General features: G+C 64.3%; 23 protein-coding genes and 1 tRNA gene. 23 read left to right on the top strand and 1 reads right to left on the bottom strand.

Annotated features, from left to right (window positions below):
* The first annotated feature begins 56 nt into the window (after positions 1-56).
* The 17 genes from QP415_RS02900 (at position 57) to QP415_RS02820 (ending at position 17,471) form a co-directional block, all read left to right on the top strand.
* Entirely contained in the window at positions 57-641 is a 585-nt protein-coding gene (locus QP415_RS02900) for a DJ-1 family glyoxalase III (RefSeq protein ID WP_285098555.1), read from the top strand.
* 51 nt (positions 642-692) lie between these two features.
* The gene (locus tag QP415_RS02895; RefSeq protein WP_285098553.1) at positions 693-1,604 is read left to right on the top strand and encodes a TatD family hydrolase; all 912 of its coding nucleotides are present in this window, start codon (positions 693-695) and stop codon (positions 1,602-1,604) included.
* Positions 1,605-1,826: 222 nt separating this feature from the next.
* Positions 1,827-2,987, top strand: coding sequence for a transglycosylase family protein (locus QP415_RS02890; RefSeq protein WP_285098550.1), 1,161 nt, complete (start codon positions 1,827-1,829; stop codon positions 2,985-2,987).
* Positions 2,988-3,083: 96 nt separating this feature from the next.
* Positions 3,084-4,523: a ubiquitin-like domain-containing protein gene (locus tag QP415_RS02885; RefSeq protein ID WP_285098549.1), complete on the top strand. Its 1,440-nt coding sequence runs from the start codon at positions 3,084-3,086 to the stop codon at positions 4,521-4,523.
* A gap of 573 nt (positions 4,524-5,096) precedes the next feature.
* Positions 5,097-5,666: a DUF4230 domain-containing protein gene (locus QP415_RS02880; protein WP_285098548.1), complete on the top strand. Its 570-nt coding sequence runs from the start codon at positions 5,097-5,099 to the stop codon at positions 5,664-5,666.
* Positions 5,667-6,154: 488 nt separating this feature from the next.
* Positions 6,155-7,141 (top strand): 16S rRNA (adenine(1518)-N(6)/adenine(1519)-N(6))-dimethyltransferase RsmA, encoded by a 987-nt coding sequence (gene rsmA / locus QP415_RS02875; RefSeq protein ID WP_285098546.1) that lies wholly within the window; start codon positions 6,155-6,157, stop codon positions 7,139-7,141.
* A gap of 39 nt (positions 7,142-7,180) precedes the next feature.
* The gene (locus QP415_RS02870; RefSeq protein WP_285098545.1) at positions 7,181-8,158 is read left to right on the top strand and encodes a 4-(cytidine 5'-diphospho)-2-C-methyl-D-erythritol kinase; all 978 of its coding nucleotides are present in this window, start codon (positions 7,181-7,183) and stop codon (positions 8,156-8,158) included.
* On the top strand, positions 8,158-10,092 hold the full coding sequence (locus tag QP415_RS02865; protein ID WP_285098543.1) for an ABC-F family ATP-binding cassette domain-containing protein: 1,935 nt from the start codon (positions 8,158-8,160) through the stop codon (positions 10,090-10,092). The genes QP415_RS02870 and QP415_RS02865 overlap by 1 nt, the downstream gene beginning before the upstream one ends.
* A gap of 91 nt (positions 10,093-10,183) precedes the next feature.
* Positions 10,184-10,507 carry a hypothetical protein gene (locus QP415_RS02860; protein ID WP_285098541.1) on the top strand — a complete coding sequence of 108 codons (324 nt, stop codon included), beginning with the start codon at positions 10,184-10,186 and terminating at the stop codon, positions 10,505-10,507.
* On the top strand, positions 10,504-10,803 hold the full coding sequence (locus QP415_RS02855) for a pyrroloquinoline-quinone synthase (RefSeq protein WP_285098539.1): 300 nt from the start codon (positions 10,504-10,506) through the stop codon (positions 10,801-10,803). Before QP415_RS02860 ends, QP415_RS02855 begins: the two co-directional genes overlap by 4 nt.
* An 11-nt stretch (positions 10,804-10,814) precedes the next feature.
* Entirely contained in the window at positions 10,815-11,156 is a 342-nt protein-coding gene (locus QP415_RS02850) for a lactate dehydrogenase (RefSeq protein ID WP_285098537.1), read from the top strand.
* Between the two features lie 28 nt (positions 11,157-11,184).
* Positions 11,185-12,927: a TNT domain-containing protein gene (locus QP415_RS02845; protein ID WP_285098536.1), complete on the top strand. Its 1,743-nt coding sequence runs from the start codon at positions 11,185-11,187 to the stop codon at positions 12,925-12,927.
* Positions 12,914-13,441, top strand: coding sequence for a glycogen debranching protein (locus tag QP415_RS02840; RefSeq protein ID WP_285098534.1), 528 nt, complete (start codon positions 12,914-12,916; stop codon positions 13,439-13,441). The genes QP415_RS02845 and QP415_RS02840 overlap by 14 nt, the downstream gene beginning before the upstream one ends.
* Before the next feature lie 81 nt (positions 13,442-13,522).
* Positions 13,523-13,975 carry a glycohydrolase toxin TNT-related protein gene (locus tag QP415_RS02835; protein WP_285098532.1) on the top strand — a complete coding sequence of 151 codons (453 nt, stop codon included), beginning with the start codon at positions 13,523-13,525 and terminating at the stop codon, positions 13,973-13,975.
* The gene (locus QP415_RS02830) at positions 13,975-14,493 is read left to right on the top strand and encodes a hypothetical protein (protein ID WP_285098530.1); all 519 of its coding nucleotides are present in this window, start codon (positions 13,975-13,977) and stop codon (positions 14,491-14,493) included. Before QP415_RS02835 ends, QP415_RS02830 begins: the two co-directional genes overlap by 1 nt.
* Before the next feature lie 347 nt (positions 14,494-14,840).
* Complete coding sequence (locus QP415_RS02825) at positions 14,841-16,844, top strand: glycosyl hydrolase family 28-related protein (protein ID WP_285098528.1); 2,004 nt, start codon at positions 14,841-14,843, stop codon at positions 16,842-16,844.
* A 351-nt stretch (positions 16,845-17,195) separates the two neighbouring features.
* Positions 17,196-17,471, top strand: a complete 276-nt coding sequence (locus QP415_RS02820) for a DUF1540 domain-containing protein (RefSeq protein ID WP_016461454.1) — start codon at positions 17,196-17,198, stop codon at positions 17,469-17,471.
* A gap of 67 nt (positions 17,472-17,538) precedes the next feature.
* Here the strand turns inward: QP415_RS02820 and QP415_RS02815 are convergent, their stop codons facing one another.
* Positions 17,539-18,171, bottom strand: a complete 633-nt coding sequence (locus QP415_RS02815; RefSeq protein WP_285098527.1) for a TetR/AcrR family transcriptional regulator — start codon at positions 18,169-18,171, stop codon at positions 17,539-17,541.
* Positions 18,172-18,282: 111 nt separating this feature from the next.
* Between QP415_RS02815 and QP415_RS02810 the strand changes: the two genes are divergently transcribed.
* The 6 genes from QP415_RS02810 to QP415_RS02785 all read left to right on the top strand — a co-directional run bounded on the left by QP415_RS02810 (position 18,283) and on the right by QP415_RS02785 (position 23,759).
* Positions 18,283-18,353 (top strand) — tRNA-Gln (locus tag QP415_RS02810).
* 39 nt (positions 18,354-18,392) lie between these two features.
* Positions 18,393-19,442: a bifunctional UDP-N-acetylglucosamine diphosphorylase/glucosamine-1-phosphate N-acetyltransferase GlmU gene (locus tag QP415_RS02805; protein WP_016461452.1), complete on the top strand. Its 1,050-nt coding sequence runs from the start codon at positions 18,393-18,395 to the stop codon at positions 19,440-19,442.
* Between the two features lie 24 nt (positions 19,443-19,466).
* A complete protein-coding gene (locus QP415_RS02800; protein WP_016461451.1) occupies positions 19,467-20,438 on the top strand; it encodes a ribose-phosphate diphosphokinase in 972 nt (323 codons plus the stop codon).
* A gap of 167 nt (positions 20,439-20,605) precedes the next feature.
* A complete protein-coding gene (locus tag QP415_RS02795; protein WP_048676611.1) occupies positions 20,606-21,211 on the top strand; it encodes a 50S ribosomal protein L25/general stress protein Ctc in 606 nt (201 codons plus the stop codon).
* Positions 21,212-21,289: 78 nt separating this feature from the next.
* The gene (locus tag QP415_RS02790) at positions 21,290-22,408 is read left to right on the top strand and encodes a mannose-1-phosphate guanylyltransferase (protein WP_285098523.1); all 1,119 of its coding nucleotides are present in this window, start codon (positions 21,290-21,292) and stop codon (positions 22,406-22,408) included.
* 169 nt (positions 22,409-22,577) lie between these two features.
* Positions 22,578-23,759 (top strand): BMP family ABC transporter substrate-binding protein, encoded by a 1,182-nt coding sequence (locus tag QP415_RS02785; RefSeq protein ID WP_285098521.1) that lies wholly within the window; start codon positions 22,578-22,580, stop codon positions 23,757-23,759.
* Positions 23,760-23,766: the final 7 nt, after the last annotated feature.

Here is a 23,766-nt window from a genome sequence, read left to right as displayed (position 1 = left end):
GCCTGCGCTAACCTGGACGTAACGCTTGTTGCCGTTGCCCTGAGGAAAGAGAAACCATGCCCACTCCCGAAAAGCTTGCCACCGACGCGACCGTCGCCATCATGCTGGCCGAAGGCTTCGAAGAGGTCGAGGCCCTGGCCGTCGCCGATGTCCTGTACCGCGCCGGTGTGCGCTCGGACCTGATCTCCGTGACCGACGCGCGCCACGTGACCAGCTCGCACGGCATCCGAGTCGTCGCCGACCTCATGCTCGAGGACGTGGACCTGTCCACCTACACCGTCCTCTTCCTGCCCGGCGGTATGCCCGGCACCCTGAACCTGAAGGCCACGCCCGCGATCCAGACCGAGGTGCTGCGTCGCTCTGACGAATCTTTGCCCATCGCGGCGATCTGCGCGGCCCCCTCGATCCTGTCTGAGCTGGGCGTCCTCGACGGCCGCCATGCGACCGCCAACCCCGCGTTCATTAAGGCCATCGCCGAGGGCGGTGCGATCGTTCACGAGAATCCGGTCGTCGCCGACGAGTTCATCACGACCAGCCGAGGCGCCGGAACCGCCCTCGAACTCGGCATCGAACTCGTGCGCCAGCTCCTGGGCGACGAGGCCGCCGAAGAGGTCTCCCGCGGCGTCGTGCTCACACGCTGAGGTCCCCTGCGTCCCCCTCGCCTCGTTTCCCCGAAAGGTCACTGTTCTCGCATGAGCCCGCGTAAGCCTCGTCCCTGGCCCGACGCGCCCGCTCCCCTGGCGGCGCCCGTGGTGGATAACCATACGCACCTGCCCACCCACGTCGGCGAGATCCCCAAGCGCGAGGGCGTGGCGCTCAGCCTCGAGGAGCAGCTGGACCGTGCCCGCGAGGTGGGCGTCACCCGCATGATTTCGAGCGCCTGCGAGCTGCCCGACTTCGACCCGATGATCAAGCTGGCCCGCGCACACGAGGGCGTGCGCGTCGCGATCGCGATCCACCCCAACGACGCGGCCCTGCACGCGGGCTGCGCCGACCCCTCGCCCGACGGGCTGGTCCCCACGGTGCGCGACTACCACGTGCCCCTCGTCGAGGCGCTGGTTGAGGTCGAGAAGCGCCTCGGCGACCCGATGGTCGTCGCGGTAGGGGAGAGCGGCCTGGACTACTTCCGCACGGCCGAACCCGGCCGCGAGGCGCAGAAGGAGTCCTTCCGCGCACACATCGAGATGGCGCAGCGCGCCGACCTGCCCCTCCAGATCCACGACCGCGACGCCCACGAGGACACGCTGGAGATCCTCCGCGAGTGCGCCAGCTCAGACCAGCGCATCGTCTTCCACTGCTACTCGGGGGACGCCGCCATGGCGCAGCGCCTCGCCGAACGCGGCTGGTACGCCTCCTTCGCCGGCCCCATCACCTACCCCGCGAACTCCGATCTGCGCGCCGCGCTCGCGGTCCTGCCGCGAGAGCTCGTCCTCGTCGAGACCGATGCCCCCTACCTGACGCCCGTGCCGTGGCGTGGCTGCCCCAACGCCTCCTACGTCATGGCGCACACGGTCCGCTTCATTGCGGACCAGTGGGGCGTCAGCGAAGCCGTGGCGTGCGACCAGCTGAGGGCGAACACTGAGGCGGTCTACGGCACCTGGTGAGGGACCTTTTGCCCGTGATGACGCGGGTTTGACGAGGCCTTCGCGTCGTGTCGAACGGTGCCCACATGCTGGTGAATTGCGTCAAAGTGGTCGCATAACGGTAACAAATTGGTTACGGTGGGTGTGTCAGTCCAATTCGAGCGACTCGTCCGTACGCGCCCCGTCCTGCGGCACATGCGTCGATACGACCCTCGAAGCGGAACCTTCAACGTCTGGAGACACGTGAGCGTTCAGCCCTCCCGCACAACCGTTATTTCCGTCGCCGCCGCGACGGCCCTCCTGGTGGCCGGCACCGCTGCTACCGCCATCGGCACCTCCTATCGTCACGTGACCGTCGAAGTTGACGGCGTCACCCACGACGTGTCTGGCTTCTTCACGACCGCAGGCGACGCCCTGAGCACGGCCGGTGTCTCCGTCGGCGCCCATGACCTCGTCGCCCCTGCTTCCGATCAGAGCGTTGCGAACGGCGATACCGTCGTCGTGCGTACCGCCACCGAATACAACGTGACCGTCGACGGCAACCAGACCACCGCATGGTCCACCGCCTCGTCCATCCACGGCGTGCTTGCGGCCCTGCCGGCGTCCGCCTCGTCGATGGCCGCCGACCGCTCCTACACCCGCGCCGAGATGCCCGTTGCCGAGGCCGGAGAGACGATCCACGTCATCGCCGACGGCGCCACGACCGACGTCGTCGCCTCCTCCGACGAAGGCACGACCGCGATCCTCGAGAAGGCCGGTATCAGCGCCGGTCCGATTGACCGTGTGACCCTGGAACACAACGGCGGCGAGGCCACCTTGCGCGTCGCGCGCGTCGTGCGCGGCAACGTGTCCTCCACGACCGAGATCCCCTACGAGACCGAAGAGCGTGAGGACGCCGAGGCCGAAGAAGGCACCGAGAAGACCGTCCAGGAGGGCGTGGCCGGGTCTGAGGTGACCGAGACCTATCAGGAGACCGTCGACGGCAACGTCACCGTCTCCGCCGTCCTGTCTACGACGCGCACCGAGCCCACCAAGCGCATCGTGTCGAAGGGCACGAAGGCCAAGAAGGCCGAGGATGCTGCCTCGAAGTCGTCCTCCTCGTCTGATTCTTCAGGTTCCTCCGCTTCCTCTTCGTCCGCCTCTGCTCCCGCCGCCGTCTCCGGCGACGATGCGGCGATCTGGGCTGCTATCGCTCAGTGCGAGTCCGGCGGTAACCCCTCGATCAACACGGGTAACGGCTACTACGGCATGTATCAGTTCTCGCTGCCGACGTGGCGTTCCGTGGGCGGATCCGGCCTGCCCTCCGATGCTTCCGCCGAGGAGCAGACCATGCGTGCGCGCATGCTCCAGCAGCGCTCCGGTTGGGGCCAGTGGGGCTGCGCCTACAAGCTCGGCCTCGTCTGACGTGACATTGCCCGCTGGCGCGCCAGGACTCTGGCGTGCCAGCGGGCGCTCACGCTAAGCTGACCAGCAGTACCAATAGCGAGTAACTGGAGAATTGTGAGCCATCATCTGAGCACCTCCCTGAGTGCGTCCGCCGCCAGCGCCCTGCACGTCCTCGGTGGCCGGCTGCGCTCCTTTACCCCCTCTCCGCGCGCCGTTCTCGGAGTCGCGGCCCTGGCCTCGGCGGGTGTCTTCGGCATCGCCGGCGTCGGCGTCGCCTCCTCGCACACCTCCGTCATGCTTGAGGTGAACGGCGTGTCCCGTCCCGTCACCTCGTGGGGCAACACTGTCGGCGATGCGCTCAAGGCCGCCGGCGTGAGCGTTGGCAGCAACGACCTCGTGCAGCCCGGCCCGGGTGAGGCCGTGCGCGACGGCGACACGATCGTCGTGCGTACCTCGAAGGCCTACACAGTGAACGTCGACGGGCAGACACGCACCCTGTGGACCACGGCCTCCTCCGCGGACAGTATCCTCGCCGACGCTGCGCCGCTCGGCTCGGCTGTCTCGCTCGCGGCGGACCGCTCCTCGTCCCGCGATGAGCTGACCCCGCTCGTCTCGCGCGCCCGCAACGTCTCGGTCACGGTGGACGGCTCGACCCGCGAGGTCGCCGCACGTCCCGGCCAGGACGCGCGCGCCATCCTCGAGGCCGCCGGAGTCTCCGTGCACCCCCTGGACCGCGTCACCGTCTCCAACGGCCCCACTGGCGAACTCACGATCAACGTGAGTCGCGTGACCCGCGGCGAAGCCACCGAAACCGTTGAAATTCCCTTCAGCGAGACGACGACGACCAGCGCCGACCTGTTCGTGGGCGAGTCCCAGGTGACCACTGCCGGCGTCAATGGTGCGACGACGTGGACCGTGTGGCAGGAAAAGAACGGTGACGAGGTCCTGACCTCCGTGCCGATCACCGAGCATTCCACCTCGCAGCCCGTCACTCAGGTGCGCAGTGAAGGAACGAAGGAGGCGACCCCGGCCGCCCTCGTTGCCGCGGGCATTGATCCCAAGGCCACCCTTGAGGAGAAAACCGAGGCGGACGGCACCACCTCCGTGCGCTATCGCGCGAAGCTCGGCACGATCTCAACGAAGGAAGAGATCGCCGCGATCGCTGCCGACACGAAGAACGCGGATTCCGCTACTGCCGCTGCTGCTGCGGCTGCTGCCGCCGCGGCGGGTGCTGTGCCGACGACCTACTCGGGCGAAGATCCGCGTTCGCTGGCCAAGCCTCTCGTCGCAGCCCAGGGCTGGGGCGACAGCGAATACCAGTGCCTGGTCCTCCTGTGGAACCGTGAGTCGCAGTGGAACCCCTACGCCGAGAATGCCTCGTCGGGTGCCTACGGTATCCCGCAGGCCCTGCCCGGTTCTAAGATGGCTTCGGCCGGTGCCGACTGGCGCACCAACCCGATCACCCAGATCAACTGGGGTATCGGCTACATCAAGGGCCGCTACGGCACGCCGTGTTCCGCGTGGGCGCACTCGAACGCCGTGGGCTGGTACTAAGCCTGAGAGCTGCGTGGGGCCGGGCCCGACAACGACAGTTGTCGGGCCCGGCCCTTTGTGTCGGAGGTGCGTCGGTGTGGTGGTGCGTCGGTGCGCTCCCACCGCAATTTCGCACGTAATTCCCTATCAGCTGTTTCAAGATTTGAAATCGCATCGTTGGAATCATGCGGTTTTGAACCGTGGCTAGAAACTGAACAGGTTAAATTACGTGCGAGATTGTTGGGGAAGGTGAGAATCTGGCTCACCGCTGGCGTGTGGATAGGTTATGAAGATGCGGATAGGTTATGCGCATGTGGATAGGAAAATAAGCTATCCGCATGTCGATAACCTATCCGCACACGGATAACCTATCCAGATGCGGCTAACCTATCCGCGTAACTGCGGCAGTTGCGCGCGAAGAGACATCCCTTGTCGCCCATTGACGCTTACTGTACAATCAAGCGCATTAGGTCACTCAACACTTATCCCGTTGATGTCAGTGAGGTTGTTGTGGGTTTGATGGGAGTTGTTAAAACTGGTGGGGCCGTTATCGGCGCCATTGCATGCTTTGCAGGTGGAGCGAACATTGGGCCGATGCTTGGTCTCGGTGCGTCGCAGGAGGAGCCTGCTCCTGTCGTCACGGTAGATACGACTCTTGTGAAAAACTCATTTGCCGACATCGGTGAGCTTGCCACTGAGTCGTATAACTTCACTCAGGTGGGCAAATACTCCGAGGAAGGAACCAAGATCTTCGGCATGGAGGTGCCGGGTACCGGCGCCCATTATCTCATCACCTATTCGGGCGAGGTGAAAGCTGGGCTGACCGACGTGAGTCGCATTCAAGTTCAGGCTGACGAACAGGCTCATGTTGTAACAGTCACCGTCCCCGCTGTTGAGGTCCTCTCTTCATCGATTGATCCCGCGTCTGTTGAGACCTACGACCAGTCTTTCTCCCTCGTTAACCAGATTGAGGTTGGCGACGTGACGACCTTCCTGGCGGATCGGGAGGCTGCTGCGAAAGACGAGGCCGTCGCACACGGCCTGCTGAATAAAGCTCAGAATCGGTTGGGGGAGGTAGTCAAGGGGCAGGTGAACGCTGTCCTTGGTGAGCGGGCCGCCAAGTATCAGGTGGAGGTCGTCGTTGCCCCTGCCCCCGCTCCGTGACGCTCTGAGCCTCACAGGGCACCTAGCCGGAGCCTCGCGCTGCGGCTCGCGCCATGCCCATCGTTGCTGTCAGGGATGTGATGAGCGAAGGGCTGGCCCTCGGGGCGCACACATGCGGATAGGTTGTGAAGATATGGATAGGTAATGAGCATCCGGATAGCTTATTAACCTATCCGGATGCGGCTAACCTATCCGGATGCCTGGAACCTGTCCGCGTAGAGCGATCACTATCGCCCGCCGAGTGGATTCATGACGTATTCCAGTGCCGTCCTGTCGCAATTTCGCATGCAATTCCCCGTCGAGTATTTCATGATCTGAACTACGGTCGTTGGAATCATGCGGTTTTGGGCCATACCTAAAATCTGACCAGATTAAATTGCATGCAACATTGTCGGGGAAGGTGAGTTTGTGGCAAGCCCCGTGACGCTCCGAGCCTCACAGGGCACCTTGCCCCGGCCTCGTCGGCCCCGTGCACTAGACTTGCCACCGTGAGCCGATCCTCCACTCCCCGCAACCAGCGCGATTCGCGCCGCCTCGACCCGACCCTGCCCGAGGGCGCCGTCCCCTCTGAGACGGGCCTCCTCGGCCCCCTTGAAGTGAAGGCCATCTCCGAGGCGCTCGGTATCCGCCCCACGAAGGTGCTGGGCCAGAACTTCGTGCACGACGCTGGCACGGTACGCAAGATCGTCGCCGCCGGCGGCGTCGAAGAAGGTGACGAGGTCGTTGAGGTCGGCCCTGGCCTCGGCTCCCTGACGCTTGCACTCCTGGAAGTGGGCGCGCGCGTGCGTGCCGTCGAGATCGACCCGCCCCTGGCCGCAGCCCTGCCCGAGACCGTGCGCGCCCGCATGAGTGAGGCCGCCGACCGCTTCCATGTCGTCACCATGGATGCCACGGAGATCAGCGGCGTCGATGACTTCGGCGTGGACTGGCCCGCCCCCACGAAGCTTGTCGCGAACCTGCCGTACAACGTGGCTGTGCCGGTTCTGCTCAACATGCTCGAGGCCTTCCCCTCCATCCAGGTCGTCGTCGTCATGGTCCAGGCCGAGGTCGCGGACCGCCTGGCCGCCGACCCCGGATCGCGCACCTACGGCGTGCCCTCGGTGAAGGCCTCCTGGTATGGCTCGGTTGAGCGCGCGGGGACGATTGGTCGCTCGGTGTTTTGGCCCGTGCCCGGCGTCGATAGTGCCCTCGTGCGCCTCACGCGCCTGGAGACCCCGCGCGGGGACGACGAGCTGCGCCGCGCCACCTTCGAGGTCACCGACGTGGCCTTCGGGCAGCGCCGCAAGACCCTGCGTGCGGCCCTGAAGAACTGGGCGGGCGGCCCCGAGGCCTCCGAAGCTCTCCTGTCCGCCGCGGGTATCGATCCGACGCGTCGTGGCGAGACTCTCTCGATCGAGGAGTTCGTCGAGCTGGGACGCGCCGTTATCGAGGCTCGCGCCAACGGCACCCTCGAGGCGTCGACCGCGGCCCGCTGACGGCGGCTGGGAAGACAAACGGCAGGAAGAAGGAACGTCATGCGTGAAGTGCGCGCCAGTGCGCCTGGAAAAGTCAACCTGACCCTGCGCGTCGGCGCACCGACGCCCGACGGCTACCACCCCCTCGTCACGGTTTTCGAGGCCCTGAACCTGCGCGAAACCGTCACCGTGCGCACCTCCAAGACGCCGGGCGTGCGCGTCGAGACGATCGCGTACCTGCCCGACGGGAGCATCGACGAGGCCACGACCCGCGCGATGGCTGACCTCGACCCGCAGACCCACCTGGCGGTGCGCGCCGCGCGCGTCCTCCAGCGCCTTGCTGCCGCTGGCCCCTGGGCGTCCACCGCCGCGGGCCTGAGCATTCGCGTCGACAAGCGCGTCCCTGTCGCCGGTGGCATGGCCGGCGGATCGGCGGACGCGGCCGCCGCCCTGGTGGCCTGCAATGAACTGTGGGAGCTGGGCCTGGGCGCCGAACAACTCGAGGCGATCGGCCGCTCGCTGGGCGCCGACGTCCCCGCTTGTCTGGCGGGCGGCATCGCGCTGGGAACCGGGCGCGGTGACCACATGAGCGTCTTGCGCGAAGGGGACGAGGCCGGGGCGCAGCACCACTGGGTCATGCTCCTGTCCCGCGAGGGCCTGTCCACCCCCGAGGTGTTCAGCGAGTTCGACCGAGTCGACGCGGCCGGCGCGCCCGCCCTCGCTGAACCCACACCCGAGGAAGTCGCCGCCCTGTGCGGGGAACCTGAGGAACTGCGCCACTGCCTCGTCAATGATCTGCAGGCGCCCGCCCTGCGCCTGCGCCCTGAGCTGGCCGAGACTATCGGTGCCGCGAAGGATGAGGGAGCACTGGCCGTTACGCTGTCCGGGTCCGGCCCGACCGTCGCGGCCCTTGCGCGCGACGCCGAGCACGCCCAAGCCCTCGCAGCCACCCTCAGCGACGCGCCCACGGTCGCGCGCGCGATCCCCACCCACGGGCCCGTGTGCGGTGCCCGCATTGAATCGACGGAGGCCATCTGATGGCGCACCTGCTCGGAACTCAGAACGTCGGAGCCCTCGCGGGGTCCCGCAAGCTCCTCGAAGGGGTCACGGTCGGCCTCGACGACGGTAGCCGCGTCGGCATCCTCGGCCCCAACGGCGCCGGAAAGTCTACGCTCCTGCGCATCGTCGCCGGCACGCAGGAACCCGACGGGGGAGTGGTGACCCGACGCGATGGCGTGCGCGTCGCCGTCCTCACCCAGGCGGACACCCTCAACCCCGAGGACACCGTCATCGAGGCCGTTCACCCCGGCATGGAGGAGTACGAATGGGCCTCCGACCCGGCTGTGCGCGACATCCACGTCGGTCTCCTCTCCGACATTAACCCCGCGGCCCTCGTCGGCACCCTGTCGGGCGGTCAGCGCCGCCGCGTCGCGCTCGCCCGAGTCCTCGCGGCCACCGCAGACATCGTGTGCCTGGACGAGCCCACCAACCACCTCGACGTCGAGGGCGTGGCCTGGCTGGCCGCGCACCTGAACGCCCGCTTCGCCCGCCCCGGCGCGTCCGGCGCGCTCCTGGCCGTCACCCACGACCGCTGGTTCCTCGACGCCGTGTGCGAGCACATCTGGGAGGTCGTCCCCGGCGTCGACCCGGGCGGTGACCGCCCGCAGATCGCCGGGCACGTCGAAATCTACGATGGCTCCTACGCCGCCTACACGCTGGCCCGCGCTGAGCGCATGCGCCAGGCTGACGTGGCCGCCGCCAAGCGCGCTAACCTGCTCACCAAGGAGCTCGCCTGGCTGCGCCGCGGGGCCCCCGCCCGCACCTCCAAGCCGAAGTTCCACATCGCCGCAGCCGAGGCGCTTATCGCCGACGTGCCACCGCCGCGCGACACCGTCGAGCTGGTCAAGATGGCGACCGCGCGCCTGGGCAAGGACGTCATCGACCTCGAGGACGTCTCCGTGTCTTTCACGCGCCCCGACGGCTCGCGCCTGAGCATCCTTGAGGGCGTCACGTGGCGCTTGGCCCCCGCTGAGCGCGTCGGCATCGTTGGCGTCAACGGCGCCGGCAAGACGACGATCCTCAACCTGCTGCGCGGCGACCTCGCGCCCACCTCTGGGCGCGTCAAGCGCGGCAAGACCGTCAAGGTCGCTACCCTCTCCCAGGACACGCACGAGCTCGACGCCCTGGCCGACATGCGCCTCGTCGAGGCCGTCGCCGATGTCGCCCAGACCGTCGTCGTGGACGGCAAGGAGGTCAGCGCCTCCCAGATGACGGAACGCATGGGATTCACGCGCGCCCGCGCCTACACGCGCATCAGCGAAATCTCGGGCGGTGAGCGCCGACGCCTCCAGCTCATGCGCCTGCTCATGAGCCAGCCGAACGTGCTGCTCCTCGACGAGCCCACGAACGACCTCGACACCGACACCCTGGCGTCCATGGAGGACCTGCTCGACACCTTCCCGGGCACCCTCATCGTCGTCTCCCACGACCGCTACCTCCTCGAGCGGGTCACCGACCACCAGGTCGCCCTCCTCGGCGACGGCCAGGTGCGCGCGCTGCCCGGTGGCGTCGAGCAGTACCTCGATATGCGTGCCTCCGGCGACTTCGGGGCGTTTGGTTCGTCCTCTCGCGCCGACGAGGCCGGCTCCGCCTCCCGCTCTGCCGTTCCCTCCGCGGACGCCTCCTCAGGCGAGGCGGGCGCTGGGCAGGGGAGTGCTCGCGGTGGCGTGAGTGACGCTGCGGCGCGGCGCGCGGCCAAGAAGGAAGTGGCCCGCATCGAACGCAAGCTGGAGCGCCTGCGGGCCGAGGCCTCGTCCCTGGAGGCGAAGCTGGAGAAGCTGTCGATCCAGGTGGCGACGGATCCTTCGGCGGTGTCCGAGCTGACGAAGGTCTCCGCGGCCCACCAGGACGTCCTGGCCGAGATGGACGAGCTGGAGGAGGCATGGCTCGAGGCAGCTGATTTGCTCGAGTGAGTCGTGCTGTGATTGACTACGATGTTCAACTGAACAAGTGGTTGAACGAGTGGTGTTAGCCGCTCTCTCTCCGATGGAGGAGGAGCGTGTTGTGAGTGGACCTGGCTTTGGACTTGTCATTGGTGCGCAAACGAAGGCTGCTGGTTATGTGGTTGACTTCGAAAGTAAGCTCATGGATGTAGCAGACATGCTTGAGTCCTGCATTCTCGATGACGTTGCACGAGTGAATGGGCCCTATGTATCGGTTCTGAGTGACGCCCTACAACGGTGGGGTGAGGGCGCAAACGCACATCAGGCCGACCTGGAGCGCTATACGCAGGCACTGATCTCAGTCGATGAAGCGCTTGTGGCAGCAGAGGAAGATGCGAGCGGGGATCTGAACGACATCGCGCTGAGCTTCAGGAGCGCATCATGAGTGGGAACGACCTTGTCTTCAATGAGACTGCTGTCAATTACATCATGGATGATGTCGAGCGTGCGGCGTTGAAACTGCGGGAAGGGGGCACCGAGATGTCGGACCTCGTGGAGCATGAGCTTATCGAATGGACGGATAGCTCCGAGGCGCGGCAGGCGCAAATGGAATGCGCGCAACGTATGGACGCTCGAGTGGATGACATGGCCGGTGCCTTGGATTCCCTGAAGCAGGCATTCGAAGAAATCCGTCAGGCGGGCATTGACGCGGAAACCCGTGCATTCGCTGCCGTTGATTAGGGTGAAGTGGCATGGGAAGTCATGATTTTGAAGTCGATCTTGAGGCGTTGGGTACTGCGGTATCGGAATTGAGTGACCTGCAGGAACGCAATAGAACGTATGATGTCGCGGACTATACGCCCAACTCTGGAATGGTTGGCGATCCCGTCGTAGCTGGAGCGCTGGAGAGCTTTAATACGAAGTGGGATCAGGGACTCAATGGAATGCTCCGAGATATTTCTGAGGCCTCCGGACGATTAGGTAGAGTTGCGGGGATCTATTCGGATTACATGGACGCGTGCGAGGAAGCGATGACGCGTGCTCGCGATGCAGCAGCTGGTATCTCGACGCAACAACTGGTGTTGGGAGGCTGACGTGAGCGTGAGACACACGGGGGCTCCCGTGTTCGAGATCGAGGGCGATCCCGGCTCCATTCGAGGACGTATTGCGGTGATGCGTGACCGGGCATCCGACTGTGAGAGCATCGCGTGGTCGCTCCAGGAGATTTCAGTATCCGGATGGAGTGGACGTGCGGCCGATCAGTTCCAGGAGCATTTCAAGCTGCAGCCGGACAAGTGGTGGTGCGCCTCAGCGACTTTCGGGCGGGCGGCTGATGCGTGGGAGAACTACGCCTCGACGCTCGAGCACGCGCAAGCACGCGCTGCGCAGGCGAAGATTTCATACGAGGCAGGTGTTGCTTCCGTGGACGCGGCACTTGCCGAGCAGCAATGGGCAGCAGCGCATCCGAAGCAGGATATGTTTGGAATGCCCGTGTTTGACCTGTCCTACCATCCTGAGCGCGACACGCGTCCCGGCGAGGCAATGAAAGCGCAAGCGGTTGCCGACTTCGAAGCAGCAGTGAGTGACACGGATGCTGCTGGTGAGACTCTTGCTCAGACTTTGTACGAACAGGCTAACCGTTCTCCGGATCCGTCGTGGGCCCCCGTTCATTTTGCGAAACGTACCGTAGCGGGCATCTTTGACGGCGTTTGGGGCCTACTCTCCATGCAGTATGGATTAGCTCTGGAGGGGATGCGTGACTATGGGCGGTACATGCTGGGGTGGATCACCTGGGACGAATTGCAAGCGAAGCAGAAGCAGAACAAAATCTCACTTGAGGACTTGTTTGCGCTACGTGACGCGATTATGGCAGACCCGGCAGGCTTCGCGAAGAAAATGTGGGAAGCACTGATCAATGTCGAAGGCTGGAAAGACGATCCCGGCGCCGCACTCGGCGAACTTGTTCCGGCTGCAGTTCTAGCTGCGCTTACTGCCGGCGGTGGAAATGCGGCTCGGGCTGCTGCAGTGCTTGAATCCCTCCCTCTCATTGGCGAGGGCATGATGCTGCGGGATATGGGAATGGGGCTAGGCACTCTTGCTCTGAAGGGTGCGGGTCGTCTTGGTATTGGCGCGGATGGGGCCGTAGGAAGATTGTCGTCGCATCTGGACGACTATCTGCGCACGCACGGCATGGAAGATCTCGCCGATGAATGGAAGGAGAAACGACTACGTGTCGTTCCCCGAAGTGCGGAGGACCTGGCATCGAGGGTGCCGCTTAATTCGTATCAGTTGGATGGCAAGCCTGCGCCGCATGAAGGGCTGGTAGATGACGTGATGGGGGCGGACATGGCACGCCGACGCGAGCTGGTCCTGGGCGTGAATCCGGATGGGAGTTCGCGTACGTACGCCGAATGGGAGGAAGCGCACTCGTATATCAAAGTGATGCCCGACGGAACTGAGGAACGAATCATTGATTGGCCTCCGAACGGCGGGTACGACGGGGAGCCGACTATGTATTCCTCGGTCGAGGAATACATCCGGGACTACGGTAGGGATGTGGATCGTATTGGGCATCCTGACGGTAACTACCTGGGTGCCATCGAGGACGGCCATCCCGCCTCCTTCGAGGAGCGCTCCCTGCGCCCGGACTCGGTGAACGATCACTATTACCAGTATGAGTTCACTGAGAATCCTTTACCAGAAGGGTGGACCATCAAGTCGGGGAAGGTCGCTCCCTGGGGGCAACAGCCGGGTGGGGCAACGCAGCTGCAGGTGATTAAGGACGACGGTAGTTTTGCGTCAGTCAATGACTTGATTAAGCACAAGATTCTTAAAGGAAAGGAGCATCCTGTTGGACTTTCTTGATGAATACAAGTCTGTTATGGAGAAGTATGCTTGCTTGAAAGTGTTTGTGGGTGCCCATAGCAAGGAGTGTCAATGTTGTATTGATTATGGCAATCATTCTTACATGCGCTTCTGGTGTGACCACGGTGTATATTGTTTTGATATAGAGGAGCGTGGGGAGGTGCGGAGCGGAGGGATGTTCAATTCACCTTCGATCGATTTGACGCAGAAGGTGATGCTGAACTATACGGTGTCGATCTTGCGACACACTCTCGGGTTTGAGTGGCTAGGTCTACCAATGGAGGAAGATCAATTGCCAAATGGTTGGCAGCTTCAAGAAGCCCCAATATGGCGCTATGTTGCCCTTGATGGCCCCAATGGTGAGCATTTGGATTTTGAGGCTTCTGACGAGCGCCTATGTGTTCCGTTAGCGTGGCTTTACGACGTTTCTCCTTCTGAGCTGCTGCACGCATACATGCTTCCCGACGGTGGCCCATTGCTTCGGCGATGGCTTGGGAGGCCCTATGTTCGATGAGAGTCTCGCGTGTATGAGTATCAATGAAGTGCGTGAGTATATAAGCTTGCGCAAGTGAATGGAGTAGAAAGGAATAGAAAGATGGACGCCAGTCAGATCCCTGATGTTCACTCGCCGAACTTTCCCAATTCGGGAGTCTTGAAATGGATGCCGGATGGGCCGACAGTGCTCGCCCGAATGGATAGAAGCACTGTGAAAACCTATACGAGTTTTCTTGCCTATACGAAGACATTTAGTCCCTACGTGGATCGGCTTGGGCTCCCGTACGGAAAGTATTTCTGGCAGCTGCCCGAAAATGGGAGCCCCTTTTCATTGGAAGAGCGAGCTCTCGATATTCTTGCGATGAATGATCCCTACTATCAGTATCGGATTGTGACGTTGCCGACCGGTTTTTCTATTCGAACGGGAATTAATGTTCCGCAGTTCTCGATGCCGGGGGGAGCGCGGCAGGTGCAATTTATGCTTGGTGACTACCCGCTCACTGCGAGTGAGTGTTTGCAACTTGGCATACTTGAAGCGAAAGGGAGTAACTGATGTCTGTGACAGTCGATCTGGTTGATTTTGCTCGGACTAGCGGTGCGATTTCGTCGGTCTACAAGGGTGACGGAATTGCGCTCACTTGGGATTCAGGACGAAGCTGGCAGCACATTTGGGACACGAAGAACTCGCGTCGTCCTCAAGCGTTCTATGGTGAGAGTGAGTATTTAGAAGCTCGTGTTCCTACCATGATTAGCGACTATGGCGAGATCATGTTGAAATGGGCGATCATGCGTATCGGCGAAAAGGCGCGGTGGCGTCGCGGGTGGCCGCGAATCGATGTGCCCTCGGGGCTTGAAAGTGTCTCGCCCCAGTGGGGTTTCGAACAGCTCACCCCTATCACTGGCCGCCTGACCTTGGATGGTGCACATATTCCGATGGAGGTGCGCACAATTTTTCCTGTGCATCCGGAACTCAATCAACTCTCCCAGGTGATGCAAATTGATTTTGATGAGCTACTTGCCGGATATATGGATCCATCAGGGGGCCCTCTCCTGCGTCAGTGGCTTTCCTGACATCGTTGGCGTCGGTGGGGTCACGGCGAGCCTGTCCGGCGCGGCGTCGCTGACGCGTCGCGCCGGCGGCAATCGCCTCTAGCGCAGCTGCGGCCGAGGCCTCGGCGCCTCGCCCTCAATCCCTGTCACGCTATCGAAATCTCAAAATTATATTTACAGTGCAAATATTGGCATGTGGCTCATTCTCCGCTATTGCACGGTTCTTGACTGGGAAAATTTCTCAGCAACTCTTTGACAGTGGTAAAAATCGGCTACTATGTGCCCGGGTTCCGTCGATAGGGCGGAGCATAGGAGCGAAGCGACGCCGTGAGCGCGCTTCAGGGCATGAAAAGAGGCTTGAGAGACATATGAAACGAGGACCCTTCATCGCAGGGGCGGCTCTGCTCGGCGTTGTTGCGCTGGTGCCGGCACTCGTCCCCAGCGCGGTTGCTGCCGACGACCAGTACGGCGCGAGTGTCCCCTACACGCGATACGAGGCTGAGGAGGCGAGCCGCTCCGACGGGACGACGCTCGAGCGCTCCGACGACCTCGAGTCGACGGCTATCGAGGCCTCGGACCAGTCCTATGTGGCCCTGAACAACAAGAACTCCTCTGTGGACTTCACGGCGACGTCTGCTGCCAATGCTCTCGATCTGCGTTTTACGCTGCCGGATCACACCTCCGGTCGCGTTGATGTGCGCGTCAACAATGAGACGGTCGCTACCCTCGACCTCTCCTCCGAGAGCGCCTGGCAGTACGTTGGCGGCAGCAGCGTGTACGACGAGTCGGGAGCAGGCCTGAGGGCGCGCTTCCGTTTTGACGAGGTTCACACTCTGCTCGGCCGTCAGGTCCAGAAGGGTGATCATATTCAGATTGTCAAGGTCGGCGACGATCAGAACTCCTACGGCATCGACTTCATCGAGCTCGAGCAGGCCGCACCGGCCATCGAGCGTCCCGAAGGTGCCGTGAGTATCGCCGACTACAACGATGCGCGACCCGGCGATGGCGTTGCTGACGACGCGGCTCTCGCCGCCGCCATGGACGCGGCTGCGAACACCGCGTCCAAGACGGTCTACATTCCCGCAGGAACCTGGGAATTCTCTGGCAAGATTGGCATTAGCCACCCCGGTCTGACCTTCCAGGGCGCGGGCCTGTGGTACACCAACATCTTCTTCACCTCCGATCAGGCGAAGGGCGGTGGCATTGTCTTCAATCATGGCGCGAGCAATGAGACGCTGACCGACTTCGCCATGTCCTCGAACCTGAAGTCTCGTTACAACCAGGAGGCTCAGTACAAGGGATTCTCCGGTGAAGCCGGTGACGATACCCGAGTTGCCAACGTGTGGGTCGAGCACTTTGAGTGTGGCTTCTGGATGGGCGACTACGTGGACGCCAGCCAGATGCTCTACACCAACGGCATGGTCATCGAGAACGCTCGCATCCGTAACAACCTTGCCGATGGCGTGAACTTCGCGCAGGGCACCAAGGACTCCACGGTTCGTAACTCCTCCGTGCGTGGCAATGGTGACGATGGCCTGGCCTCCTGGTCGAGCATCGACACGTATTCGCACAGTGAGGCGCGTATCGCTGAGGGCAACTCCTTCATTGGCAACACGGTTGAACTGGGCTGGCGAGCCTCGGGCATTGGTATCTTCGGTGGCAAGTCCCACGTCATCAAGGACAACCTCATTGTCAACAACTTCTCCGGCGCGGGCATTCGCCTGAACACTGTGTTTGATGGCCATAACTTCGACCTCAACACGGATCAGGGCATTACGATCGCCCACAACAAGCTGGTGCGTTCCGGTACGACGGATGACTTCTATGGAAAGACTCGCGGCGCGATTGATTTCCAGGAAGCGAAGGGCGAAATCCGTAACGTCACGGTTTCGGACAACCTCATCGTGCGCCCCTACGCCGAGGAGATTCGCGCGGACTTCGGTCTGGGTCAGGATGCCCTGTCCGCTCGTGGCATCACGCTGCGCGACAACAAGCGTGACGACGAGGCCATGGACACCGCGCAGGCGAAGGTTGTTAACTACGTGCTCGTGGGCGACCAGGTGGTGCGTACCGTCCCCGAGTCTGAGAACTACAGCCTCTACTGGTACCAGCGCGACGAGCGCGGCAACGATGGCACGATCAACCGCTACTGGGTGTCCAAGGCGGATGGCCTGACCATCACCCCCGACATGGAGTACTCCGTGGAGGGCGGCAAGCGGGTCTACAACGTGACGCTCGGCGACCTGCCCGAGTACCTGCCCGTCTCGACGACTGATTTCTCTGGTTCCTACAACTATGTTGCGGACCTGGAGCGCTCGCAGCCGGCCGACGATGGCACCACGATTGTGGTCCGTTTCTGGTCTGCGAAGTGATCGTTTCCTGATCAGCGGCTCTGTGTTGGATTCGCCCGCCCTGCCTTGTGGTGGTGCGGGCGTTTCCTTGCCCTGACGTGCATCGGGGTAGGTGTGCCATACCGGTACAGCGCAGGCTCACCTACCCGAATTACGCAAAAGAAATGCCGCATTTATTTGCGTAATTAGTGACGGTGTGAATGCGAAAATAACCTCGTCATACCCCGGGAGCATCGTTGGAATCGCAACGAAAACTCGCCTCGTTTGGGAAGTGTTGCGAAAAGGCGTATCACTGGTGTCAACAGCGCGGCCAACCCGGTCGCGACCGGCTACATTCAGGCCCCACGGGGCCACGTTGAAAAGGACACTCTCATGGCAGATATGCCCCGCATCCTCGACTGCTCCGTCACCTCCTGCTCCTACAACAAGGAGAAGAACTGCGGAGCCGCCGCTATCACCGTCGGTTACTCGACCTCCTGCACGACCTTCATTCCGCTGACCGTCAAGGGCGGCCTCGGCAAGTCCGAGACCTTCGTTGGCGCCTGCCAGAAGGCCGACTGCGTCCACAACTCCGCGCTTGAGTGCACCGCCGCCGCCATCTCGGTCGGCGCGGGCACCGCTGACTGCCTCTCCTTCGAGGCGCGCTGAGCCTCACTCACAGACGAGGCCGTGGCAGGGATGACCCGCCACGGCCTCGTCGTATGGAAAGAAAGACTCAGCGTCCGTCGCCCGATCGCACCCTCAGCGTCGGGTGGGGGCGCAGGCCGCGCTGGCCGTTCCAAATGAGATTGACGACGTGGGCGGCGACCTCGTCCTTCTTCATGCGCCGGTCATCGAGCCACCACTGGCCGACCTGCGCGATAAGCCCGACGAGCATCTGGGCGTAGAGGGGTGACCAGGTCGCATCGAAGTCCGAGCGCTTGAACTGCTCGGCGATGATGTGCTCGACGCTGGTCGCCACGTCGCCCATGACGGAGGAGAAAGAACCCGCCGTGCGGTCCGAGGGGGCGTCGCGCACGAGGACGCGGAAGCCGTCCGTGTTGCGCTCGATGTAGTCGAGCAGTCCCAGGGTCGCGTTCTCCAGGATGAGGCGCGGGCGCTGCGAGGACTCCAGGGACGTTTGCAGGGAGGAGATGAGTGCCTGCACCTCGCGGTCGACGATGACCGCGTACAGGCCTTCCTTGCCTCCGAAGTGCTCGTAGACGACGGGCTTGGAGACCTTCGCACGGGCCGCGATCTCCTCGACGCTGGTCGCGCCGAAGCCCTTTTCGGCAAACAGAGAGCGCCCCACGGCCACCAGCTGCTCGCGGCGTGCGAAGCCGCTCATTCGTGTCCTCTTCTCAGCCATGACCCCAGTATCACACGAGGCCTGGGCTGGGCCACGTGCAGACCACGCCGCGGGCGCCAGGCCGCGTTTGAAAGCGCACGCGGGGTGCAGGTATCATCACAGTGGACGCATTCCGCCTTGGTGTAACGGCAGCACAGAGGTTTTTGGTGCCTTTAGTCTAGGTTCGAATCCTAGGGGCGGAGCGACCGGTCCCGATGGGACCGCAGACCCCGAGGAGGAACATGTCTCGCCCCGCCGCCGTCATCGTCCTGGCCGCAGGTCAGGGAACGCGCATGAAATCCGCTCTCCCGAAGGTCGTTCACCCCCTGTCTGGCCTGTCCATGATCGGACACGCCCTGCGCGCCGCCCACGGCCTCGACCCCCAGCATCTGGTCGCCGTCGTCCGTCATCAGCGCGAGGTCGTCGCCGCCGAAATCGAGCGCGTCCTGCCCAGCGCCATCATCGCGGACCAGGACGAGATTCCCGGCACCGGCCGCGCCGTCCAGTGTGGCCTGGAGGCTCTCGATCAGGCCGTCGAGCCCGTTTCCGGCACCATCGTCGTCACCTACGGCGACGTCCCCCTCCTCTCCACGGAGACCCTGGCCGAGCTGGTCGCCACCCACGAGGCCGCTGGCCACGCCGTCACCGTCCTGACCTCGCGCGTCAAGGACCCCACCGGCTACGGCCGCATCATCCGCGATGCCTCGGGTACGGTCACCGCGATCGTCGAGCAGCGCGACGCGACGCCCGAGCAGGCCGCGATTAACGAGATCAACGCGGGCATCTACGCTTTCGATGCTGATTTCCTGCGCGCCTCCCTGGCCTCGCTGGGCACCGACAACGATCAGGGCGAGGTTTACCTGACCGACGTCCTCGCGGCAGCCGCCCCGGCCGGACGCACCGCGGGTGCCCTCGAGCTGACCGACCACTGGCAGAGCGCGGGCGCCAACGACCGCGTTCAGCTGGCCGAGCTGGGCGCCGAGATAAACCGTCGCATCTGCGAGGTGCACATGCGCGCCGGTGTGACGATCGTCGACCCGGCCTCCACCTGGATCGACGTCGACGTGAGCGTCGGCGCGGACACCACCATCTACCCCGGTACCTGCCTGCGGGGGACAACCGTCGTTGGGTCCGATTGTGAAATCGGTCCTAGCGCCACGCTGATTGATGCGGAAATCGGGGACCGCAGTGTGGTTCCCACCGCGTGGATCGGCCAGGGCTGCGTTGCAGCCGATACGATGGTTGCGCCATATAGCACCATCGGCACATTGATCGCGGCGCCTCGCGCCTGATCCAACACAAGGAGAGACAACCGCATGAGCGGACTGGTGACCACCGGAGAGAAGAACCTCGTCCTCGTTTCTGGACGAGCTCACATGGACCTGGCTCACGCCGTGGGCGAGGAAATCGGATGTGGGGTCTCGCCGGTGACGGCCTACGACTTCGCCTCCGGCGAGATTTACGTGCGCTTCAACGAGTCCGTTCGTGGCGCCGACGTGTTCGTCCTGCAGTCCATCGCGGGCGACATCAACAAGTGGGTGATGGAGCAGCTCATCATGATCGATGCTGCCAAGCGTGCCTCCGCCAAGCGCATCACCGTCGTCGCTCCCTTCTACCCCTACTCGCGTCAGGACAAGAAGCACCAGGGCCGCGAGCCCATCTCTGCTCGCCTCATGGCTGACCTGTACCGTGCTGCCGGCGCCGACCGCATCATGAGCGTCGACCTGCACGCGTCGCAGGAGCAGGGCTTCTTCGACGGCCCGGTCGACCACCTCTTCGCCATGCCGGTCCTCGTGGACTACGTGCGCGGCCGCGTCGACCTGTCCAACACCGCAGTTGTCTCCCCGGACGCGGGCCGCATCCGCGTCGCCGAGAAGTGGTCGAAGAAGCTGGGTGGCACGCCCCTGGCTTTCGTCCACAAGACCCGCGATACCACGCGCCCGAACGTCGCCGTCGCGAACCGCGTCGTTGGTGACGTCGCAGGCAAGGAATGCGTCCTCGTGGACGACATGATCGACACCGCCGGCACGATCACTGAAGCCATCAAGGTCCTCATGGACGCCGGCGCGAAGAAGGTCATCGTCGTGGCCACGCACGGTATCCTCTCTGACCCGGCGGCCCGTCGCCTGTCCGAGTCCGGCGCCGCCGAGGTTGTCGTCACCGACACCCTGCCGATCCCCGCTGAGAAGCGCTTCGATCAGCTCACCGTCCTCTCCATCGCGCCGCTCCTGGCTCGCGCGATCCGCGAGGTCTTCGAAGACGGTTCGGTCACATCGCTCTTTAACTGAGCGGCTCCCGCTTCACATCCGCCCTCGTCGTGAGGTAACCTATTGGGGTTGCTCCGGCGAGGGCGGATCCGTATCCGCCGTTATCGACAGGGCCTGAATTGAAATGCCTCGCGTTTCCTTCACTCTGCCGACACCGACGCCGGACCTGAGAAACGAAGGAAAGACACATGAGCGACAACCCCGTCCTGCTTGCCGAAGAGCGTTCCGAGTTTGGTAAGGGTGCTGCCCGCCGCGCCCGCCGCGCTGGCAAGGTCCCCACGGTCCTCTACGGCCACGGCGCCGAGCCTCGTCACCTGGACGTTCCCGGCCACGACCTCTTCCTCATCGTCCGCGGCTCCAAGAACGCCCTCGTTGAGCTGAAGATCGACGGCAAGACCCAGCTGGCCCTCGTCAAGGACGTTCAGGTTCACCCCGTGCGCCGCGACATCCTGCACGCCGACTTCCTGGCCGTCAAGGCCGGCGAGAAGGTCGACGTTGAGGTCCCCGTCGTCGTCGTTGGCGAGCCCACCCCCGGCACCGTCCACTCGCTCGAGGAGTTCACCATCCTGGTGAAGGCCCCCGCCACCTCCATCCCCGAGAACCTCGAGGTTTCCATCGAGGGTCTCGAGGCCGGCTCCGCCGTCCACGTCTCCGACCTGAAGCTGCCCGCCGGCGTTGAGGTCGAGCTCGATGCCGAGACGGTTATCGTCGCCGTTCAGGAAGCCGCCCCCGAGGAGCCCGAGGAAGCCGCTGAGGGCGAGGCTGAGGCCGCCGCCGAGGGCGACGCCGAGTGACACTCGCGTAGCACACGCTTTCCACGAGGGGGCGGGGCTGGGGCCTCGCCCCCTCGTCGTATCTGCGATACTGGGGGCATGAGTGACCTCCACGTGATTATTCCCGCCGGCGGAGCCGGCACCCGCCTGTGGCCGCTGTCGCGGCGCCGTCGTCCCAAGTTCCTCCTCGATCTGGCGGGCACGGGACGCACCCTCCTGCAGGGCACGGTGGACCGCCTGGAGGAGCTGGCCTCGTCGGTGAGTATCGTGACCGGCCAGGCGCACCGTGACGGCGTGCTCGCGCAGCTTCCCGAGTTTGCCTCGTCGGATAATCGCACGCTCCTCATCGAGCCGTCGGGCCGCGATTCTATGGCCGCGATCGGCCTGGCCGCCTACGTCGTGCGCGAACGCTTCGGGGATGACGCGATCGTCGGCTCCTTCGCGGCCGACCACCTGATCGCCCGCCCCGAGCTGCTGCGTGACGCCGTCGAGACGGCGATCGGCGCCGCCCGCGACGGCTACGTCGTGACGATCGGCCTGACGCCCACCGAGGCCTCGACCGCCTACGGGTACATCGCGCCCGGCCCGGCCCTCTCTGACGAGGCCGGGGAAGCCGACGCTGAGCGCGGCGCCCGCCGGGTCGCCGAGTTTGTGGAGAAGCCGGACGCAGATACCGCTGCCCGCTACGTGGCCGCGGGCTACCTGTGGAACGCGGGCATGTTCATCGTGTCGGCGGGTGTGCTCGCCTCCCATCTGGCCCGCCTGCTGCCCGACATGCACGCACGCCTGGAGACGATTGCGCGCGCGTGGGGCACCCCCGCGTTCGAGGAGACGCTGGCGGAGAACTGGCCACATCTGACGAAGATTGCGATCGATCATGCCATCGCTGAACCCGTCGCCGCCGACGGGGGAGTGGCCGTCGTTCCCGCCGACGCGCAGCTGGGCTGGACGGACCTGGGTGATTTCGAGGCCCTGACCGGCATTGTCGCGGAGGCGGGCAACCTGGGCGAGGCGCTGCGCGTTGACTCTGACGGCGCGGCGGTCTTCGGTGCCCTTGGGGAGAACGGTGAGGGGCCGCTCGTGGCGCTCGTCGGTGTGCCCGACGTGGCGCTCGCGCTCACCCCTGACGCTATCCTCGTCACGCGCCGCGACCACGCCCAGTCGGTGAAGGCGGTCGTCGACCAGCTCGCCGAACAGGGACGCTTCGACCTGCTCTGACGCGTCGTTTCCACGCTGACTCACGCATACCCCGGCTTAGCTCCCGCGAGGGGTGGCCTCGTCGCGCCGCGTTCGCTCTCGGGTGAGGTGCGCCGCCCCGCCCGCCGCCTGAGGCCATGAGACTGGTAGCGTGTTGGGCAGCAAGAAGCCCCGACGAAAGGCATCACACGTGAACAAGCGGACCATCGCCGCCCTCGCAACCACCGCGACCGCGGTCACCGTGGCCCTCGGAGCTTGCTCGACCGCGCCCACCGCCACCCCCGCAGCCTCCGCGAAGGTCTGTGCCGCCATCTCAGGAGCCCACGGCGACGCCGCCACGGACCCCGTCGCGACGGCCCTCGCCGGTGCCGCGAACGATGCATCGGTCGCCTTCGATGCGGCTAGTGGCGCGGAGGCACCCGCCTCGCTGGTGGCCTCCGGCTGCACGCTGATCGTGGGTGCGGATTCGACGATGGCATCGTCGATCTCCGAGGCCGCACGCGCCAATCCGAAGGTGCGCTTCGCCCTCGTGGGAGCTTCCTTCGTCGATAGCAAGGGAGCTGCAACCTCCCTGAAGAACGGGTCCATCGTCGACGTAGACGCCTCGCAGGCCGCCTACCTGGCCGGCTACGCGTCCGCGGGCATGACGACCACGGGCGCGCTTGCAGTCATCGGTGGCGCGCGCGACAACGTAACGAGCTCGCAGATGTCCGCATTCTCCCAGGGCGTGGACGCCTACAACCTCGCCAACGGAACGTCGATCAGCGTGCTCGGTTGGAACCCCGCGACGAGCGACGGCACCTACGCGGGCAGTGCCGACGAGGTACGCGGCGCGGCCGCCGACTTCATCGCCCGGGGGGCCGACATCATCGTGCCCTTCGCCGGTGATGCGAACGAGGGCGCCGCGCGAGCTGTCACCGAGGCGGCGAACCCAATGGTTCGCCTCGTGTGGTCGGGCCTGACGAAGGCCGATCTCAAGGGCCTGACCCGCGACGAGGCCCAGTCGGCAGAGACCGCGCCGATGTCCGGGCAGTCCGGCGCGCCGGTGACGCAGCAGCCGGACACGCAGTCCTTCGCGGACGCGTTCAGCTACATCCAGATCTCCGACGAGGTCCGCTCAGCCATCGGCGCGCCCGTGCTGACGGGCATCGTTGTGGATTACAAGACCGCGATGGACACTCTCATTGCCCAGGCCAGCGCAGGTGAGAAGGCGTCCGTCGTTCCGGTGTCATTGGCCTCCGGCGGCGTCCTCCTCACCGGCTTCGGCGCCTACACACCGATGCTCTCCTCCGATCTGAAGCTGGGCCTGTCCGACATGGCCGGACAGATCGAGACGGGCGGCATGGTCATCTCCACACCTTTCGACGTGTGAGCTGATG

The sequence above is a fragment of the Pauljensenia sp. UMB3104 genome (assembly GCF_030217285.1).
Classification (GTDB): domain Bacteria; phylum Actinomycetota; class Actinomycetes; order Actinomycetales; family Actinomycetaceae; genus Pauljensenia.
The sequence above is the reverse complement of the archived record's forward strand: the minus strand, read 5'-3'. Positions and strand labels throughout refer to the sequence as shown.

Excerpts from the sequence above, each read along its gene's own strand:
- QP415_RS02900 (WP_285098555.1), top strand. The coding sequence starts at position 57 with ATGCCCACTCCCGAAAAGCTTGCCACCGACGCGACCGTCGCCATCATG.
- QP415_RS02895 (WP_285098553.1), top strand. The coding sequence starts at position 693 with ATGAGCCCGCGTAAGCCTCGTCCCTGGCCCGACGCGCCCGCTCCCCTG.
- QP415_RS02880 (WP_285098548.1), top strand. The coding sequence starts at position 5,097 with ATGCTTGGTCTCGGTGCGTCGCAGGAGGAGCCTGCTCCTGTCGTCACG.
- QP415_RS02870 (WP_285098545.1), top strand. The coding sequence starts at position 7,181 with ATGCGTGAAGTGCGCGCCAGTGCGCCTGGAAAAGTCAACCTGACCCTG.
- QP415_RS02865 (WP_285098543.1), top strand. The coding sequence starts at position 8,158 with ATGGCGCACCTGCTCGGAACTCAGAACGTCGGAGCCCTCGCGGGGTCC.
- QP415_RS02855 (WP_285098539.1), top strand. The coding sequence starts at position 10,504 with ATGAGTGGGAACGACCTTGTCTTCAATGAGACTGCTGTCAATTACATC.
- QP415_RS02850 (WP_285098537.1), top strand. The coding sequence starts at position 10,815 with ATGGGAAGTCATGATTTTGAAGTCGATCTTGAGGCGTTGGGTACTGCG.
- QP415_RS02835 (WP_285098532.1), top strand. The coding sequence starts at position 13,523 with ATGGACGCCAGTCAGATCCCTGATGTTCACTCGCCGAACTTTCCCAAT.
- QP415_RS02830 (WP_285098530.1), top strand. The coding sequence starts at position 13,975 with ATGTCTGTGACAGTCGATCTGGTTGATTTTGCTCGGACTAGCGGTGCG.
- QP415_RS02825 (WP_285098528.1), top strand. The coding sequence starts at position 14,841 with ATGAAACGAGGACCCTTCATCGCAGGGGCGGCTCTGCTCGGCGTTGTT.
- QP415_RS02820 (WP_016461454.1), top strand. The coding sequence starts at position 17,196 with ATGGCAGATATGCCCCGCATCCTCGACTGCTCCGTCACCTCCTGCTCC.
- QP415_RS02815 (WP_285098527.1), bottom strand. The coding sequence starts at position 18,171 with ATGGCTGAGAAGAGGACACGAATGAGCGGCTTCGCACGCCGCGAGCAG.
- QP415_RS02805 (WP_016461452.1), top strand. The coding sequence starts at position 18,393 with ATGTCTCGCCCCGCCGCCGTCATCGTCCTGGCCGCAGGTCAGGGAACG.
- QP415_RS02800 (WP_016461451.1), top strand. The coding sequence starts at position 19,467 with ATGAGCGGACTGGTGACCACCGGAGAGAAGAACCTCGTCCTCGTTTCT.
- QP415_RS02795 (WP_048676611.1), top strand. The coding sequence starts at position 20,606 with ATGAGCGACAACCCCGTCCTGCTTGCCGAAGAGCGTTCCGAGTTTGGT.
- QP415_RS02790 (WP_285098523.1), top strand. The coding sequence starts at position 21,290 with ATGAGTGACCTCCACGTGATTATTCCCGCCGGCGGAGCCGGCACCCGC.